The organism is Paracoccus methylovorus, from assembly GCF_016919705.1.
GTDB classification, from domain to species: domain Bacteria; phylum Pseudomonadota; class Alphaproteobacteria; order Rhodobacterales; family Rhodobacteraceae; genus Paracoccus; species Paracoccus methylovorus.
Genome location: NZ_CP070371.1, coordinates 370,530 through 385,491, shown reverse-complemented (window position 1 = coordinate 385,491; position 14,962 = coordinate 370,530). Strand labels below are relative to the sequence as shown.

Annotated in this window: 19 protein-coding genes; 16 read left to right on the top strand and 3 right to left on the bottom strand. The window is 65.7% G+C overall.

Features of this window, described 5'->3' with window-relative positions; genetic code table 11:
- Window positions 1–32: 32 nt before the first annotated feature.
- Both JWJ88_RS15080 and JWJ88_RS15075 read right to left on the bottom strand, forming a co-directional pair.
- A complete protein-coding gene (locus tag JWJ88_RS15080) occupies window positions 33–641 on the bottom strand; it encodes a plasmid pRiA4b ORF-3 family protein (RefSeq protein ID WP_205296587.1) in 609 nt (202 codons plus the stop codon).
- 14 nt (window positions 642–655) lie between these two features.
- A complete protein-coding gene (locus JWJ88_RS15075) occupies window positions 656–973 on the bottom strand; it encodes an H-NS histone family protein (protein ID WP_205296586.1) in 318 nt (105 codons plus the stop codon).
- A 214-nt stretch (window positions 974–1,187) separates the two neighbouring features.
- Here JWJ88_RS15075 and JWJ88_RS15070 point away from each other — a divergent pair, with 214 nt between their 5' ends.
- The 3 genes from JWJ88_RS15070 (at window position 1,188) to JWJ88_RS15060 (ending at window position 3,393) form a co-directional block, all read left to right on the top strand.
- Window positions 1,188–1,559 (top strand): thermonuclease family protein, encoded by a 372-nt coding sequence (locus tag JWJ88_RS15070; protein WP_205296585.1) that lies wholly within the window; start codon window positions 1,188–1,190, stop codon window positions 1,557–1,559.
- A 714-nt stretch (window positions 1,560–2,273) separates the two neighbouring features.
- On the top strand, window positions 2,274–3,020 hold the full coding sequence (locus tag JWJ88_RS15065; protein WP_205296582.1) for a DNA methyltransferase: 747 nt from the start codon (window positions 2,274–2,276) through the stop codon (window positions 3,018–3,020).
- A gap of 82 nt (window positions 3,021–3,102) precedes the next feature.
- Window positions 3,103–3,393, top strand: a complete 291-nt coding sequence (locus JWJ88_RS15060; RefSeq protein WP_205296581.1) for a hypothetical protein — start codon at window positions 3,103–3,105, stop codon at window positions 3,391–3,393.
- A gap of 74 nt (window positions 3,394–3,467) precedes the next feature.
- Here JWJ88_RS15060 and JWJ88_RS15055 read toward each other — a convergent pair whose 3' ends face one another.
- Entirely contained in the window at window positions 3,468–3,680 is a 213-nt protein-coding gene (locus JWJ88_RS15055) for a helix-turn-helix domain-containing protein (protein ID WP_240200340.1), read from the bottom strand.
- A 195-nt stretch (window positions 3,681–3,875) separates the two neighbouring features.
- Here JWJ88_RS15055 and JWJ88_RS15050 point away from each other — a divergent pair, with 195 nt between their 5' ends.
- The 13 genes from JWJ88_RS15050 (at window position 3,876) to JWJ88_RS14995 (ending at window position 14,920) form a co-directional block, all read left to right on the top strand.
- Window positions 3,876–4,139: a DNA -binding domain-containing protein gene (locus tag JWJ88_RS15050; RefSeq protein WP_205296579.1), complete on the top strand. Its 264-nt coding sequence runs from the start codon at window positions 3,876–3,878 to the stop codon at window positions 4,137–4,139.
- 129 nt (window positions 4,140–4,268) lie between these two features.
- Window positions 4,269–4,493 (top strand): transcriptional regulator domain-containing protein, encoded by a 225-nt coding sequence (locus JWJ88_RS22200; protein ID WP_407673930.1) that lies wholly within the window; start codon window positions 4,269–4,271, stop codon window positions 4,491–4,493.
- A 217-nt stretch (window positions 4,494–4,710) separates the two neighbouring features.
- A complete protein-coding gene (locus JWJ88_RS22195; RefSeq protein ID WP_407673945.1) occupies window positions 4,711–5,037 on the top strand; it encodes a DUF2285 domain-containing protein in 327 nt (108 codons plus the stop codon).
- 137 nt (window positions 5,038–5,174) lie between these two features.
- Window positions 5,175–5,456, top strand: a complete 282-nt coding sequence (locus JWJ88_RS15040) for a helix-turn-helix transcriptional regulator (RefSeq protein ID WP_205296578.1) — start codon at window positions 5,175–5,177, stop codon at window positions 5,454–5,456.
- 7 nt (window positions 5,457–5,463) lie between these two features.
- A complete protein-coding gene (locus JWJ88_RS15035) occupies window positions 5,464–6,852 on the top strand; it encodes a replication initiator protein A (protein WP_205296577.1) in 1,389 nt (462 codons plus the stop codon).
- Window positions 6,849–7,349: a DUF2840 domain-containing protein gene (locus JWJ88_RS15030; RefSeq protein WP_152367802.1), complete on the top strand. Its 501-nt coding sequence runs from the start codon at window positions 6,849–6,851 to the stop codon at window positions 7,347–7,349. Before JWJ88_RS15035 ends, JWJ88_RS15030 begins: the two co-directional genes overlap by 4 nt.
- Window positions 7,346–8,653: a DNA cytosine methyltransferase gene (locus JWJ88_RS15025; RefSeq protein ID WP_205296576.1), complete on the top strand. Its 1,308-nt coding sequence runs from the start codon at window positions 7,346–7,348 to the stop codon at window positions 8,651–8,653. Before JWJ88_RS15030 ends, JWJ88_RS15025 begins: the two co-directional genes overlap by 4 nt.
- Before the next feature lie 5 nt (window positions 8,654–8,658).
- Window positions 8,659–9,216, top strand: a complete 558-nt coding sequence (locus tag JWJ88_RS15020) for a S26 family signal peptidase (RefSeq protein WP_205296867.1) — start codon at window positions 8,659–8,661, stop codon at window positions 9,214–9,216.
- A 36-nt stretch (window positions 9,217–9,252) separates the two neighbouring features.
- The gene (locus JWJ88_RS15015; protein WP_205296575.1) at window positions 9,253–9,591 is read left to right on the top strand and encodes a DUF736 domain-containing protein; all 339 of its coding nucleotides are present in this window, start codon (window positions 9,253–9,255) and stop codon (window positions 9,589–9,591) included.
- A 4-nt stretch (window positions 9,592–9,595) separates the two neighbouring features.
- Complete coding sequence (locus tag JWJ88_RS15010; protein ID WP_205296574.1) at window positions 9,596–10,420, top strand: lytic transglycosylase domain-containing protein; 825 nt, start codon at window positions 9,596–9,598, stop codon at window positions 10,418–10,420.
- A 247-nt stretch (window positions 10,421–10,667) separates the two neighbouring features.
- Window positions 10,668–12,473, top strand: coding sequence for a relaxase/mobilization nuclease domain-containing protein (locus JWJ88_RS15005; RefSeq protein WP_205296573.1), 1,806 nt, complete (start codon window positions 10,668–10,670; stop codon window positions 12,471–12,473).
- A 15-nt stretch (window positions 12,474–12,488) separates the two neighbouring features.
- Window positions 12,489–14,480, top strand: coding sequence for a conjugal transfer protein TraG (locus JWJ88_RS15000; protein WP_205296572.1), 1,992 nt, complete (start codon window positions 12,489–12,491; stop codon window positions 14,478–14,480).
- Window positions 14,481–14,491: 11 nt separating this feature from the next.
- Entirely contained in the window at window positions 14,492–14,920 is a 429-nt protein-coding gene (locus tag JWJ88_RS14995; protein WP_152367809.1) for a ribbon-helix-helix domain-containing protein, read from the top strand.
- Window positions 14,921–14,962: the final 42 nt, after the last annotated feature.

The window sequence follows — 14,962 nt, the reverse complement described above, 5'->3', positions numbered from 1 at the left end:
AATGCAACCGCCGCGCCGTTAATCACATCGTGCTATGTCTTGGGCTTCGGCTGGTGCAGCCGCCGGCGCACATTCGCACGGAACGTATTCCGTAGGTCCTTGTTGATCAGGTCGAGATCGAACCATTCCGGGTCGAAATGCCCACCCGCCCAGCGGAGGTTCGCTTCATGATCGTCATGGTCCTGATCGCGGATCGCTTCCAGGAAGTCGCCATATGACCACGGACCGCCGACGTCTTCGGGTGGCCGGGCACGAGCGCCTTCGAGGCATTCGGCATGGCGGGGAACTGGATCGAGCGACAGCCACTCCTCGATTCTGATGACATGCTGCCAGTCGTCGCCGAAGTCGTAGAGATAGGTGAAGGTGGAATCTCCCCCGACAAAATCTGCCAGCCGGACCTCGGTATAGTCGAAGATCCTCGGCCCGCCATATCCGTCATCAAGCAAGTCGAGATCACCATAGCGCAACCCGCCGATGCGGAACTCATGCAGATGGCTGTCGGTCCAACTGAATCCGGCCTGCAGAACCAGGTGCAGTTTATCCAACGTCCACTCAGCCGGGACCACGAACCGCCGCCAGATCGGCGGCTCGATTTCCGCGAGGGACACATGCAGACGAACTGCGTTGTAAAGCTGAGACAAGCCGCACCCTCCTATCAGATCGCGAAATCCTCGAGAGATTTTCCGGCGGCGAGGGCTTCGGCGATCCATGCCGGTTTGCGCCCACGACCCGACCAGGTAATCTCCGGGTTCTCCGGATGGCGATATTTCGCGATAGACTCGGACCGCTTCCGCGCCGGAGCGAAGCCCACCAGATCGGCCAGAGGGAAGCCGAGTTCATTGGCGAGCGCGTTCACTTTTGCAAAAGCCTCGGCCTTCTGGCGATCCTCAAAGCTGGAGATTGCTTTGGCGACGCTCTTTTCCAGCTGCTTCAGCTCGGCAAGCGACAAGGCGGTCAGATCGATATCGGTCATCGGTATCCCCGTTTGTTATGCCGCAGGTTTAATGCAGACCGGCTATCGGGGCAATTGTAGGCATCAGACGTGGTGCGGACCGGCAGGGCCGGATAGACACCGCCCCATGAGCAGAAAATCACCTCCTCGCCGATACCGGGCATCGCGGAACCGGGCCAGAACAGGTGGCTCCCACCGGACCATGCGGGTTTCACCGGGCAGGATTCTCGGCGCGATGGCGGCCGCGTTGACCCTAGGGTTCTTCGCCATCGAACGCTTCCCCGAATATCTCGGGCGCTTGCCCGACCTCACCGCGCTGGAATCCGTCGAGGGGCCGGTGACGCATATCCGCGACGGCGACACGATCGAGGTCGCGGGCAGGCCGATCCGCTTCGGCTCGCTCGATTGCGCCGAGCGCGATACGAAGGAGGGGCAGACCGCCACGGCCCGAATGCGCGAACTGGTTGTTGACCAGAATCTCACCCTGAGCTGCGCCCTGAACGGCAGGAGCAGCCACGACCGCAAGATCGGAAGCTGCCGGTTGCCGGACGGGGAGGATCTCGCCGCGATCATGATCCGGGAGGGCTATTGCGGCAGGTTCTGGTGAACTGCTCGTGCTCGTAGCAGAGGAAAGTCGCGGGAACGGCGCAGCGATTGCGGATCCCGACATCTGGCCGGACGCGAACCCCACGCCTTCCGCCATCTTCAACAGGTCCAGATTCCAGTCCGGCAGAAGGTGACCTCGGCGCCGGGCTGGACGGAATGCACCTCGGCAAAGGCGGGACGGCCTGCCGGGCGCAGAATGGCGTCCTGCCTCTGGTTCTGCCTGGCGCCGCGCTGCGGGTGATGCCAAGCTGGTCAGGATGATCGCTAGGTTCTTTCCATGCAGGTCATATATCCGGCGGGGCATCGCCAGTCGGGATTGACTGGGGCTCATCGCAGGGACCGGTTATACCTCTGGTGCAACCGACGGGGGCTGGAACCCTTCATATGTCGGGCTGGCCGGTGCCGGTCACCACCGCCGCGATCCTTCCTTCATTGCCTGACACGGGACCATACCCGTCGCAACCCCGAACAACTGGCTGGTCTGACCGAAGACCGCCTGCGGCTCGATCCGCCGAACGCAACGTCCCGCCGGTCCTTTTTCCCCGCCCGGGCCAGCCGGGCTCCTCGCGGCCTCTGCGCTGCAAAAAGAACCGGCCCCGGGCCGTCGGGCGCTGCGCTGCGCCCGTTCCGGGTGCGAGGCCGATCGCCTCCGGTCCTGCGACCGCCATCGGGGCCGCGACGGGCGCGGCCCGGTCGAGCAAAAAGGATCACGACGATGGCAACCTTCACCAATACCACCAGCACCGCTTCCTCCGGTTCTGCCTTCTCCCGCCAGCCACGCGGCGACGCCCCGGCCACCCCGCTCACCACACCCCGCAACACCGTCCTGAACGGCGACTGCACCCGCCTGATGACCGGCATGGAGGCGAACTCGGTCGATTTCATCCTGACCGATCCGCCCTACATCACCCGCTATCGCGGCCGCGACGGCCGCACCGTCGCCAATGACGACAATGCCCGCTGGCTGAAGCCCGCCTTCGCCGAGGCGCACCGCGTCCTCAAGCCCGGCGGCTTCGCGGTCTCCTTCTACGGCTGGAACAAGGTGGACCTGTTCTTCGAGGCCTGGAAGGCGGCGGGGTTCCGCATCGTCGGCCATCTGGTCTTCCGCAAGCGCTATGCCTCCTCGGCTACCTTCCTGCGCTACGAGCACGAACAGGCCTACCTGCTGGCCAAGGGCAATGTCGCCCGCCCCGAGGATCCGATCCCGGATGTGATCGACTTCCCCTATACCGGCAACCGCCTGCATCCGACGCAGAAGCCGGTCGAGGCGCTGATGCCGCTGATCCGGGCCTTCTCGCAGCCGGGCGATCTGGTCCTCGACCCGTTCTGCGGTTCGGGCTCGACGCTGGCGGCGGCGCAGTCCCTCGGACGCGACTGGCTGGGCATCGAGCTGAGCGCCGAGCATCACGCCACGGCCAGCAAGCGCCTCGCTTCCCGTCGGCACCGCGGGGTGGCGGCATAAGCCGCCCCCCCTTCCTCACACCGGCGCCCCGCCGACAGGGCGGGCGCCTCCCCCTCCAGCTTCACCGGAAAGGAATACGACCATGCGCTGGATCATCACCACCGATCATTGGGGCAATTGCCTCGGCCTCGGCGAAGCCGCTGACGGCGCTCCCGCCCGCGGCACCCCGGATCAGGGCGACGCCCTGCCGATGGAGTTCCGCCTCTATGACGCAAGCGGCGCGCTGCTCTTCGAGGGCCGCTGCGGCGATATCGACGCCGACTGGTGGCATGGCTACGAGCCGCTGCATTACCTCTGGAATGCCTTCCGCTGCCGCCGCCTGTCCTACCGCCGCGCAGGAGCCAATCAGCCCTGGCGCTGGCTCAGGCCGTGAGGCCCGGACATCGACGTGCCGCCGGTCCTCGCGGATCGGCAGTCGTTGCGTTGCATATCTCTCCGAACCCGCCGTCAGTTCTGGTCGTCGGGCGCGACCAGCTCGACATGGCTGACGCCCAGGGCCTGCGCCAGTTCATAGAGCGTGATCACCGTCGGATTGCGGCGACCATTTTCCAGGCCGCTGAGATATTGCTGGCTCAGGCCCGAACGTACCTCCACCTCCTCCTGCGTCAGGCCCTTCTCCCGACGCAGGCGGGCAAAGTTCCGGCCGACCAGTTTGCGCATATCCATGCGCGGCAAGATCGCGATTTACATACTATAAGTTTATCAACTATAATATGTTATCTGGCGAATTCAGCCGGATAGGATACCTCCCGGTGACGATAGCTGGCGCAAGCAGGCAACGGGAGGCAAATCCCGGTTTACCGGTCCCGCCCTTACGCTATGGTGCGGGAACCCTCAGCATCAGGAAAGGACCGCATGACCGCCCTCTCCTTCCGCGACGACGCGCCGACCGGCGATCTGCTCACCGATTACGACCGCGATCATGTCAAGCTCTACCTCCGACTGCTCGATGCCGAGGCCGATGGCGCGGATTGGGAAGAAGCCGTCGAGGTACTGTTCGGCATCGACCCCGCGACTGAGCCTGAACGCGCACGCCGGGTCTATGACAGCCATCTTGCCCGGGCGCACTGGATGACGGAACACGGCTACAGGATCCTGAGGCTGGGCCGTCCGAACTGATCTCCGGACAATCCCGCGCATTGCCGGCGGTGCAAGGCGGTTTCCGGCACAAGGGCTTCGCGCGCGGCTGTATTGCCCGGACCATTCTCGCTCCTGACGTGTGTCACTCCGTGCAGCGGGAGGAATGCCATGAGACCCGACACCTCGCGCTGGCGCGCGGACTCCACCTATGACGCCATCGACCATGCGGGCGTCGATCATCTTGCCTGGGAATGCCTGCGGCGCAACGGCGATTATCAGAAGGATTACGCCGCCCTGCGGCGGGCGGGCGATCTCGGCCAGCCGCTTCCCGAACCGCTCGAACGCCGGTGGGGGTTGCGATTTCCCGGCCCGGCCGCGCCTTGCCGCCACTGAACAGCCGGTCCTCTGGAGCGAGGCCGCGGATACGGCCGTCCTGCGTCTTGTCGCCGTCGCTCCGCCATCCCGGGCCGGCGTCGCCAATCTGCGCGCCTTCCTGTCCGGCGATCTCAGGATCGCAGCCAATGAGTTGCACATCCTGCTGCGCGGCATCGGACCCGACCTGCATCTGATCACTGATGTGGCCTGCAAGGCGGACGATCCCCTTGCGGTGATGATCCCGCTCGACCGCGACGGGCTCGATCGGCTCGCGGCGCTGGACCGGCTGCTCCGCCATCTCAACGGCTACAAGGTGCCGCCCGACCGGCGCATCACCGGGCAGCAGCGCCGCCGCCTGAAGGCCATGCTGCGCGCCGCCGACGGCCGGGAGCATGGCGCCAGCCAGCGCGAGATCGCGGCGGTCGTCTTCGGTATCGAGCGGGTTGCCGAAGAGCACTGGCGGACCTCGCCGCTGCGCGACACCGTCCGCGACCTGCTGAAGGACAGCGCCGCCATGATCGCCGGCGGCTATCGCAGGCTGCTGCGCTTTCGCCGCCGATAGCGACCAGCGATCCGCCCGGGGTGGGGGATTTTACACCCCCCTTCATTCCCCCTCCGTCCCGGCCCGTTTGTTTCGCCACCGTGGCCCATATCCGCCGCCCCGCCGGAGCGGCCTCATCCTGCGCCACGGAGGTTTCCATGAACGCCAATTCCGCCCTGTTGCCGCCGCGCTTCCTGCGCACCCGCGACGCCGCCGATTTCCTCGGCCTGTCGCCGCGCACGCTGGAAAAGCATCGCACCTATGGCACCGGCCCGCTGTTTCGCAAGCTCGGCGGCCGCGTCGTCTATGCCATCGAAGAGCTGGAGGCCTGGGCCGAGCGGGGCACCGTCGCCTCGACCTCGGATCCGCGCGGCAGCATCCTGCCCGCACGGCCCCACAATCGCCAGCCCGCGCCGACCCTCGGCCGCGCCCTGCGCTGAGGCCGCGATGTCACGCCGCCCCCTGCCCGGCTCCGAGCGCGCCCGTCTCGATCCTTTCGTGATCGCGACCGGCGATGCCAGCCCGCGCGATCAGCGCGACCTGATGGAACGCCCGTTCTTCTCGCTCGCCAAGAGCCGCCGCACGATCCCGATCCGCTATGCCGCCGGGGATGTTCAGGTCGAGGTTCTCGCCGTGCCCGAGCACGGCATGGCGACGATCTGGGACGCCGATGTCCTGATCTGGGCAGCGAGCCAGATCGTCGAGGCCGAGAACTATGGCCTCAACACATCACGCTTCCTGCGCTTCATGCCCTACCAACTGCTGACCGCAACCGGGCGCGGGACGGGCATCCGTGCCTACGACCTGCTGAAGGGCGCGCTCGACCGGCTGCAATCGACCTCGATCCGCACCACGATCCGCCACGGCCAGCACTGGCGGCAGCACCGGTTCTCCTGGATCAACGAATGGGAGTTGCTGACCCGGCAGGACGGCCGTGTCGAGGGCATGGAGTTCGTGCTGCCCGACTGGTTCTATCGCGGCGTCATCGACCGCACGCTCGTGCTGGCCATCGATCCGGCCTATTTCCGGCTGAAGGGCGGGCTGGAACGCTGGCTCTACCGCGTCGCCCGCAAACATGCCGGCCACCAGCCGGACGGGTGGCGCTTCGACTTCGCGCATCTGCACCAAAAGTCCGGCAGCCTCGCACGGCCATCCGACTTCGCGCTGCAAATGCGCCGCCTGATCCTGCGCCAGCCTCTGCCGGGCTACCGGCTGTCACGGTTGATATGCGAGGGCCGGGAATGTCTTCACATCACGCCCGTCGCGATGACCGGCGCGTCCTGTGGAAAAGCTGTGAAAGGCATCTGTACTTCGCACGCACCCACTATTTGTACATCACACGCAGGACCATCTGTACATCACACGCACGGATCGCAGCTAAACCTTTGGCCTGACAGCGCGAATCCGCCCCTTAACTTATATAACCCAAAGAAATCTAACATAGCAGGGGCGCGCGGACCGGTGGATAACCGCTGTCGGGGTGCCAGGTTTCGCGAACCGGGGCGAGGTTTCATGAACTCGCTCCATGATACGCGAACTGGGTTCGCGATCCCGGAACCGAATACTGCCCAGAACCCCTTGGTTTCCAAGCCGGACCACTCGATCAGCGACGATCAGGTGGCGCAAGATCTGCACAGAAACCAGTACGCAAACCCGGATTACCACGAGCCCGATTCACAAACATGGAACCAGTCGCCCTCTGCCAATCCATTGGAAAAGCGAGATTCTTCTGACGGTTCGATTCACGAAACCTGGAAAAACGACAACCACCGCCCGGCCGCCGGGATCTCGCATCATTTTTCGCCCTTTCCGGCTGCGGAAGGAGGCGAGGAATGAGCACCGCGCATCACGATACCACAGGCGCGGAGCCTCCTGCCCTCACGCTGGTGGAGCTGATCTGGCAGCAAAAGAAGAACGAGCGCTGGCTGCGCTTCGGTCGCTTCTGCCATGATGCGCGGATCGACCGCAGCCGCCGGATTGTCGGCTTTGCGCCCGGCAGCATCTTCGCGCTGGTCCGCTGGGCCGGGAACGATTACGGCACCGTGGCCTCAAACCTCGACATCCTGCGCGCCGTCACCCGCGCAGAGCCGTTCCAGACCCTGCCCTTCATCCGCCCCGGCGCTGAGATCCTGCTAAGCGCCGTCGGCTGGCCGAAGGTCGAGCGCGTGTTGCAGGCAATCGACGCCATCGAGGCGCTGAAGATCGATCCCTGCACTGTCTCGCCCGAGCATTGGCGGCATATCCATAACCGCCTCGCGGCCGACCAGCCCTTCTGCAGCTATACGAAGGCGCAGCACGCGGCCTGGCTCAAGCGCCGGGACATCCTGCCATGATGCGCGCGCTCGACCTCTTCAGTGCCGCTGCAGGAGGCTGGTCGCTCGGCCTGCACCGCGCCGGGTTCATTACCATCGCCGCCTGCGAGATCATCGAATGGCGCCGCATCCTCTACGCGGAGAACAATCCCCATGTCAGACTTTACGAAGATATCCGCGACCTCACGGCAGCTCGACTTGTTTCCGACCTTGGAACCCTGCCCAACATCATCGTCGGATCGCCGCCCTGCCAGGACATCTCAAGCGCCAATACCAAAGGCAAAGGGATCGAGGGCGAACGCTCCGGCCTCTACCTGGAGGCCATCCGGCTGGTCAGCGAGTGCCGCCCTCGCTGGTTCGCTTTTGAAAACAGCGCTAATCTCAGAACTCGCGGCGCGGACCGGCTGCTCGGCGAGCTGGAAGCGCACGGCTACGCCTGCTGGCCATGCGTGGTGGGTGCTGCGGATATCGGCGCCAACCATGTCCGCAAGCGATCATGGCTCATTGGCTGCGATCCGCGGCAACTTGCCGACACCCGTCTCGCAATCCCAGCAGGGTGGTATCCGGCTGGAAGGAGGATCGGGTGCGCGCCGGGCGATGAAGGAATCGGGTATCTACGATCTGTTCCGCAACCGCCTGCTGCCGACGCCGATGGCCTCGGACGGGATGAAGGACGGCGCCGGCGGCGGGGCGGGATCGACATATCCGCTGCGGATGATCCTCGCCACACCGAGGAAGACGGATGCGGATCGGGGTGGTCGGGGCGATCTGCTGAGCCAGTTGCAGGGGCACAACAGCCGCCATGCGGGGATGTCACAGGCGCCGGAAATCCTGCCGACCCCGACGAAACGGGACAGCCGGATGGACGGCTGGAGTCCGGCCTACGACCGCCGGAAATCCCCGACCATGGATGCGGTGATGGACGGGGCGATGACGGGCCGGGCGCCCGACAAATGGGCCGGGGCGCGGATGCTGGCGGCGATGTTGCGGAGCCATGGCCTGACTGGAACGGCGGCCTTGCCCATCACCTACGGCTGGATGCAGGGATTTCCGCCTGGCTGGCTGGCACGCGCATTGCGCTCGGCAGCCGCAAGGGGACGTCTGCGGCAAGTCTGATCGTCGAGGCCTTCGGCGACGCGGTGGTGCCGCAGATTTCCGAGGCCATCGGCCGCGCCATCCTGCGTAGCGAGGCCGCGCTGAATGTGGTGATGGGCTGTGCATCACCGGGTAATACCACAACTGCGGAAGAGTGGTCCGGCACCCCGGATGCAAACAGCTTCTCTGCGGACAATGCCGCAGCCGATGATCGCGGAGATGCGTCATGACGCGGATGTGCCGCCGCCGATATCTCGCCGTCACCGGTCTTGCGGTGCTGCAGATCGGCAGCATCTCCGCCACCAATATCACGCCCCGGCTGATCTGGAACGCCTCGGCCAGTGTGCCGCTCGGCCTCTACGTCCTGCGGCCCGCTGGCGACCTGACCGTCGGCGACCTGGTTGCCGTCGATCCGCCGGAATCTCTGGCCGGTTTCATCACGGAACGCGGCTATACCGCAGTCGGCGTGCCGCTGCTGAAGCATGTCGCCGCCCTGGCGGGTCAGCGGGTCTGCCGCTCCGGCAGCACGATCACCATCGACGAAACGTCCGTTTCCGAGGCGCTGCCACAGGACAGGCTGGGGCGCGATCTGCCGGTCTGGCAGGGTTGCCGGATCCTCATGCCGGGCGAGGTTTTCCTCCTGAACGCCGGGATCCCGGACAGCCTCGACGGGCGCTATTTCGGCCCCCTGCCCGCGCATTCCGTCATCGGCCGCGCGATCCCGCTCTGGACCGATGATGCGCTGTCCGACCGCGCACCTGCCGGTGCGGAGGTCGCGCCACCATCGCACTGAACCACCCCTCGAACCGCAATGGAAAGGATCAGACCCATGCCCCAGATCGGCGAATTCACCCGCGAGGATACCGGCTTTGCCGGGCGCATCCGGACGGTCCTCCTCGACCATGAGCTCGTCATCGTGCCCGCGGAACACAGCGAGGCCGAGAATGCCCCGGACCACCGCGTCCATCTCGGCCCCGATGCCGACGGTCCGGAAATCGGCGCGGCCTGGACGCGCACCGGCGAAAGGGCCGGTGAATACCTGTCGGTGCTGATCGACGATCCTGCCTTCCCGCATCCGATCCGCGCCAATCTGTTCCAGAACGGCAGCGACGCGACCTCCTGGTCGCTGCACTGGAACCGTCCACCAAAGCGCGACACCCGGGACTGATACCATGCGGTCCCGGCACCCATTCCATGCAGCCATCGTGCTCTCCGGGTGGCTTCGCGCTGCCCGACGCAATGCACTTCTCTCTCTTTCCGGCCTGCTGCTGGCCCTGCCATTGGCACTGCCGATCAATGCACAGAGCGGAGCGGTAGAACTTCGTCAAACAGATGATCTGATTGCCGTTCATGTGACCGAAGCCGCGCAGCGCTTCGACATTCCGGAGCACTGGATTCGCGCCGTCATGCAGGTCGAGAGCGCGGGCAACAGCACGGCGGTTTCCTCCGCCGGTGCGATGGGGCTGATGCAGATCATGCCGGAGACATGGGCCGCGCTGCGCCGCCGCCATGGTCTCGGCGATGATCCTTTCGCACCGCGCGACAACCTCCTCGCGGGCACCGCCTATCTGCGCGAAATGCTGGACCGCTACGGCAATATCGGTGCGATGCTCGCGGCCTATAACGCCGGGCCGGGGCGCTACGACCACTACCTCTCCGGCGCTCGGGAATTGCCCGACGAGACCCGTGCCTATGTCGCCGCATTAGCACCGATGCTGTACGGCGATGGCTCCCTGACGCGCCTTGCGACTGTCGCTCCGCGCGCCTCGGACTGGCGCGAGGCATCGCTCTTTGTCGCGCAGGCGGATGGCTGGAATTCCGAGCGGGATCCGCAAATCAAGCGCATCGCCGAGGCCACGGATTTCGCAGCCGATCCGCAAATCGGGCGCATCCCGAGTGATGCTCGGTCCGCGCCCACGATCCCAGCCCATCCGCACGCGCTTGCTCCCGCAGACGAGTTGTTCGCGTCCCGATCCTCGCCGGGAGATGCACCATGACCGGAATCGCAGGATTGCGCAGAATGGCGGAGTACCGGAAAGGAAAAGCGGAAGAGCGTGCTGGAGGGAGGCACGCGACAGAAGGAGGGCAAGGTAAAAGCACCTGCCACATGCATCGCAAGCCGCTGATGCGGCTCGGCTTTTGCGTGGCAGGCGGGTCGGTCGTGTGCAGGATGCACGGTTTTTCTGAGGGATATCAGGCCTCCGGTGTGGCAGGCACTGTCTTCGCCCGGTGCGGGTGGTGGCTATGAGCGACCGCGATCCCGATTTCCACATCCGCCCGGGCAAGCCGCGCCAGTCCCGCGCGCCACGGGCAAAGAGCTTCGTCAACCAGGTGCTGCGCGCCGCTCAGAAGGCCGGGCACACGGCAGCGCCGGGGGCCAAACCCGCCGGGCAGCGAGCTTCCGGATCCGGCGACAGATCCAGCGGTATCGGCCGCTCGACCTTCGGCAGGGGCAACGGCAAGTTCGCGCGCTCCCGCCTCTTCACCCCCACGCGCCGCGTCGTGGCAAAGGCGCGGGTCGTGCGCCACAAAGGCCGGTCCTTCCGCTCGGCGCCGATGGCTGCGCATCTTGCCTATCTCCGGCGCGAAGGTGTCAGCCGCGACGGCGAGAAGGGCATCATGTTCGGCGCCGATACCGATCATGCTGATGACATTGGTTTCGCCCGGCGCTGCGAGGATGACCGGCATCATTTCCGCTTCATCATCTCGCCCGAGGACGCGGCCGAGATGGAGGATCTGAAGGGCTTCACCCGCGATCTGGTCCGGCAGATGGAAGCGGATCTCGGCACGAAACTCGACTGGGTCGCCGTCGATCACTGGAACACCGACAATCCTCATGCCCACCTGCTGGTGCGTGGCATCGATCAGACCGGCGCCGATCTCGTCATCGCCCGCGACTATATCAGCCACGGGCTGCGCTCACGTGCCGAGGACCTGGTCGGCATCGAACTCGGCCCGAAACAGGAGCACGAGATCCGCTCCTCCCTCGCCCGCGAGGTGACAGCAGAGCGCTGGACCCGCCTCGACCGCGAGATCCGTTTCCATGCCGATGATTCCGGTCTGGCCGATCTGCGCCCCGAGGTGAAAGGCCCCTCCGATCCCGAGTTGCGCCGCCTCATGATCGGCCGCCTCCAGCATCTGCGGAAGCTGGAACTCGCCACGGAACTGGCGCCGGGCGAATGGGTGATGTCCGAGGGCGCTGAACAGGTGCTGCGCGATCTCGGGCAGCGCGGCGATATCATCAAAACCATGCATCGGGCTTTCGCCAGCCGGGGCGAGGATCGCGGATTCGCGGATTTCGTGATCGGCGGAGAGAATGGGGCACGTCCGATCATCGGGCGGCTGGTCGACAAGGGCCTCCATGACGAGTTGACAGGCGAAGCCTATGTCGTGATCGATGGCACCGATGGCCGCGCCCATCATGTCCGTTTGCGGGGGATAGAGGCGTTTCGGGACGCGCCACCTTCCGGCGGCATCGTTGAGCTCCGGCGGTTTGGCGGGCCGGACGATGCGCGCCCGACCCTTGTGCTGGCCAACCGCTCCGATCTCGATCTGCAGGCCCAGATCACCGCACCGGGCGCGACCTGGCTCGATCACCGGCTGGTCGAGCGCGAGCCCATGCCGCTGGCATCTGCCGGTTTCGGCAAAGAGGTTCGCGAGGCGATGGACGCCCGCGCTGAACATCTGGCCAAGGAAAGCCTCGCCCGGCGCGAGGGGCAGCGCATCATCCTGCAGCGCAATCTCCTGAACACCCTGCGCCGCCGGGAACTGGATGCCGTAAGCGCGGAACTCGCGACTGAGACCGGCCTGCCGCAGATGAAAGCGCAGGCCGGGGAGTATGTGTCGGGCACGCTGCGCCGCCAGCTGACCCTCACCTCCGGCCGCTTCGCGATGATCGAGGGCATCGGCCCCGATGGCGGGCGCTGTTTCCAGCTCGTGCCCTGGTCGCGCGAGATCGAGCACAAGCTCGGCCAGCACATCACCGGCGTCGCACAGCCCGGCGGCGGTATCGACTGGTCGCTGGGGCGCAAGCGCGACCTCGGCCTCTGACGAAAGGAGCCTCCCATGTCCGGCACGAAAATCCTCTGGGGCCAGATCGGCATCGTCTTCCTGATCGTGCTGATCTCGGTCTGGTCCGGCACCCAATGGGTCGCCTGGCGCTTTGGCTTTCAGCCCCAGCTCGGCCCGCCCTGGTTCGACCTGATGGGCTGGCCGGTCTACTATCCGCCGGCGATCTTCTGGTGGTGGTATTTCTACGACGCCTATGCGCCCCGGATCTTCGCCGAGGGCGGAATCATCGCCGCATCGGGCGGCTTCCTCGCCATCGGCATCGCCATCACCATGTCCGTGATGCGCGCCAGAGAGGCCGCCGATATCGACACCTATGGCTCGGCCCGATGGGCAGGGCGGGATGAGATCGAACAGGCAGGCCTCCTCGGCCCCGACGGCGTGGTGCTCGGAAAATACGATCGGGACTATCTGCGGCATGACGGGCCGGAACATGTGCTTTGCTTCGCGCCGACCCGATCCGGCAAGGGCGTCGGTCTGGTCGTGCCCTCGCTCCTGACCTGGCCGGGCTCGGCCATCGTCCATGACATCAAGGGCGAGAACTGGCAGCTGACCGCGGGTTTCCGCGCGCAGCACGGCCGCGTGTTGCTCTTCGATCCGACGAATGCGGGTTCCGCCGCCTACAACCCATTGCTGGAGGTGCGACGCGGCGAATGGGAAGTACGCGACGTCCAGAACGTCGCTGACGTGCTGGTCGATCCGGAAGGCTCGCTGGAAAAGCGCAACCACTGGGAAAAGACCTCCCATTCCCTGCTGGTCGGCGCGATCCTGCATGTGCTCTATGCCGAGAAGGACAAAACCCTGGCTGGCGTCGCCGCCTTCCTCTCCGATCCGCGCCGTACCATCGAGGCGACGCTGGACGCGATGATGGGCACCAGCCATCTCGGCGAAGCGGGACCGCATCCGGTGGTCGCGTCGACGGCGCGGGAACTGCTGAACAAATCCGACAACGAACGCTCGGGCGTGTTATCGACCGCAATGTCTTTTCTCGGACTCTACCGCGATCCCGTTGTCGCCACCGTCACCTCGCGCTGCGACTGGCGCATCGAGGATCTGATCACGGATACGCGGCCCTCGACGCTCTATCTCGTGGTGCCGCCCTCGGATATCTCGCGCACCAAGCCGCTGATCAGGCTGGTGCTGAACCAGATCGGCCGGCGCCTGACCGAGGATCTGCACAGCGAGAAGCGGCGGCACCGCGTGCTGATGCTGCTCGACGAATTCCCGGCGCTCGGGCGCCTCGACTTCTTCGAATCGGCGCTGGCCTTCATGGCGGGCTACGGCATCAAGAGCTTCCTGATCGCGCAATCGCTGAACCAGATCGAGAAGGCCTATGGCCAGAACAACGCCATTCTCGACAACTGCCATGTCCGGGTCAGCTTCGCCACCAATGACGAGCGCACCGCCAAGCGCGTCTCCGATGCCCTCGGCACCGCCACCGAAATGAAAGCGATGCAGAACTATGCTGGCAGCCGCCTCGCGCCCTGGCTCGGCCATATCATGGTCTCGCGTTCCGAGACCGCGCGCCAGCTTCTCACCCCCGGCGAGATCATGCAGCTGCCGCCCGACGAGGAGATCGTGATGGTGGCTGGCACCGCGCCGATCCGGGCGAAGAAGGCGCGGTATTTCGAGGATGCGCGGCTGAACGAGCGCATCCTGCCGCCGCCGGATCCCGCGAAGATCGCCGCCTCGACGCGGCCCGACGACTGGTCGTCGCTGGCCCCGCTGGAGCCGGATGCCGCGTCTGCAGAGCCCTCAGCGAAAAAGGAGGAAGACAAGGCCAATGCCAGCCTGCGCCGGGAACCGGAGCTGCCCGAGCATGTCGAGATCGTCCATGAGAGAAAGGAACCCGCGCCCGAGGACGAATTCCGCAACCTGCTCGGCGACGATCAGGAGGATGTCGCGCGCCAGCGCCAGGCGATGCGCCGGCAGGTGGCAGGTGTCGCCCGGCGGGCGTCCCTCACCCCGGACAACGGCATGGATATCTGAAAGGACCGGATATGCGTGATCGTCTCAATGCCTCGCTGCCGGTAGGGCTGATCTCCCGCGTCACCGAACTGGCCGACCGCAAGCGCGTCTCGCGATCCTCGGTGGTCGAGGCGGCGCTGGAATCCTTCCTTTCGCCCGACACGGCCCAGATGCAGGAAGCCGCCCTGACCCGGCGGCTCGACCGGCTGTCGCGGCAGGTCGCCCGGATCGAGCGCGACCTCAGCATATCGGCGGAGACCCTCGGCCTCTTTGTCCGCTTCTGGCTGACCGTCACACCGCCGGTCCCGACGGAAGGATACGCGGCGGCCCAAGCCAAGGGGCGGGAGCGCTTCGATGGGTTCGTCACCACCCTTGGAAGGCAGTTGCAGTCCGGACGCAGCTTCCTGCGGGAGATCCCGGAGGACGTGGGGCCGACTTCCACCAACGAGACCGATGATTAAGCGGCAACCACATTTTCCCGGTTGCTGCAATGCAGGCATAAG

Bases quoted from the DNA above. Each gene is read 5' to 3' on its own strand.
- JWJ88_RS15075 (WP_205296586.1), bottom strand. From the start codon at position 973: ATGACCGATATCGATCTGACCGCCTTGTCGCTTGCCGAGCTGAAGCAG.
- JWJ88_RS15070 (WP_205296585.1), top strand. From the start codon at position 1,188: ATGGCGGCCGCGTTGACCCTAGGGTTCTTCGCCATCGAACGCTTCCCC.
- JWJ88_RS15065 (WP_205296582.1), top strand. From the start codon at position 2,274: ATGGCAACCTTCACCAATACCACCAGCACCGCTTCCTCCGGTTCTGCC.
- JWJ88_RS15060 (WP_205296581.1), top strand. From the start codon at position 3,103: ATGCGCTGGATCATCACCACCGATCATTGGGGCAATTGCCTCGGCCTC.
- JWJ88_RS15055 (WP_240200340.1), bottom strand. From the start codon at position 3,680: ATGCGCAAACTGGTCGGCCGGAACTTTGCCCGCCTGCGTCGGGAGAAG.
- JWJ88_RS15050 (WP_205296579.1), top strand. From the start codon at position 3,876: ATGACCGCCCTCTCCTTCCGCGACGACGCGCCGACCGGCGATCTGCTC.
- JWJ88_RS22200 (WP_407673930.1), top strand. From the start codon at position 4,269: ATGAGACCCGACACCTCGCGCTGGCGCGCGGACTCCACCTATGACGCC.
- JWJ88_RS22195 (WP_407673945.1), top strand. From the start codon at position 4,711: ATGATCCCGCTCGACCGCGACGGGCTCGATCGGCTCGCGGCGCTGGAC.
- JWJ88_RS15040 (WP_205296578.1), top strand. From the start codon at position 5,175: ATGAACGCCAATTCCGCCCTGTTGCCGCCGCGCTTCCTGCGCACCCGC.
- JWJ88_RS15035 (WP_205296577.1), top strand. From the start codon at position 5,464: ATGTCACGCCGCCCCCTGCCCGGCTCCGAGCGCGCCCGTCTCGATCCT.
- JWJ88_RS15030 (WP_152367802.1), top strand. From the start codon at position 6,849: ATGAGCACCGCGCATCACGATACCACAGGCGCGGAGCCTCCTGCCCTC.
- JWJ88_RS15025 (WP_205296576.1), top strand. From the start codon at position 7,346: ATGATGCGCGCGCTCGACCTCTTCAGTGCCGCTGCAGGAGGCTGGTCG.
- JWJ88_RS15020 (WP_205296867.1), top strand. From the start codon at position 8,659: ATGTGCCGCCGCCGATATCTCGCCGTCACCGGTCTTGCGGTGCTGCAG.
- JWJ88_RS15015 (WP_205296575.1), top strand. From the start codon at position 9,253: ATGCCCCAGATCGGCGAATTCACCCGCGAGGATACCGGCTTTGCCGGG.
- JWJ88_RS15010 (WP_205296574.1), top strand. From the start codon at position 9,596: ATGCGGTCCCGGCACCCATTCCATGCAGCCATCGTGCTCTCCGGGTGG.
- JWJ88_RS15005 (WP_205296573.1), top strand. From the start codon at position 10,668: ATGAGCGACCGCGATCCCGATTTCCACATCCGCCCGGGCAAGCCGCGC.
- JWJ88_RS15000 (WP_205296572.1), top strand. From the start codon at position 12,489: ATGTCCGGCACGAAAATCCTCTGGGGCCAGATCGGCATCGTCTTCCTG.
- JWJ88_RS14995 (WP_152367809.1), top strand. From the start codon at position 14,492: ATGCGTGATCGTCTCAATGCCTCGCTGCCGGTAGGGCTGATCTCCCGC.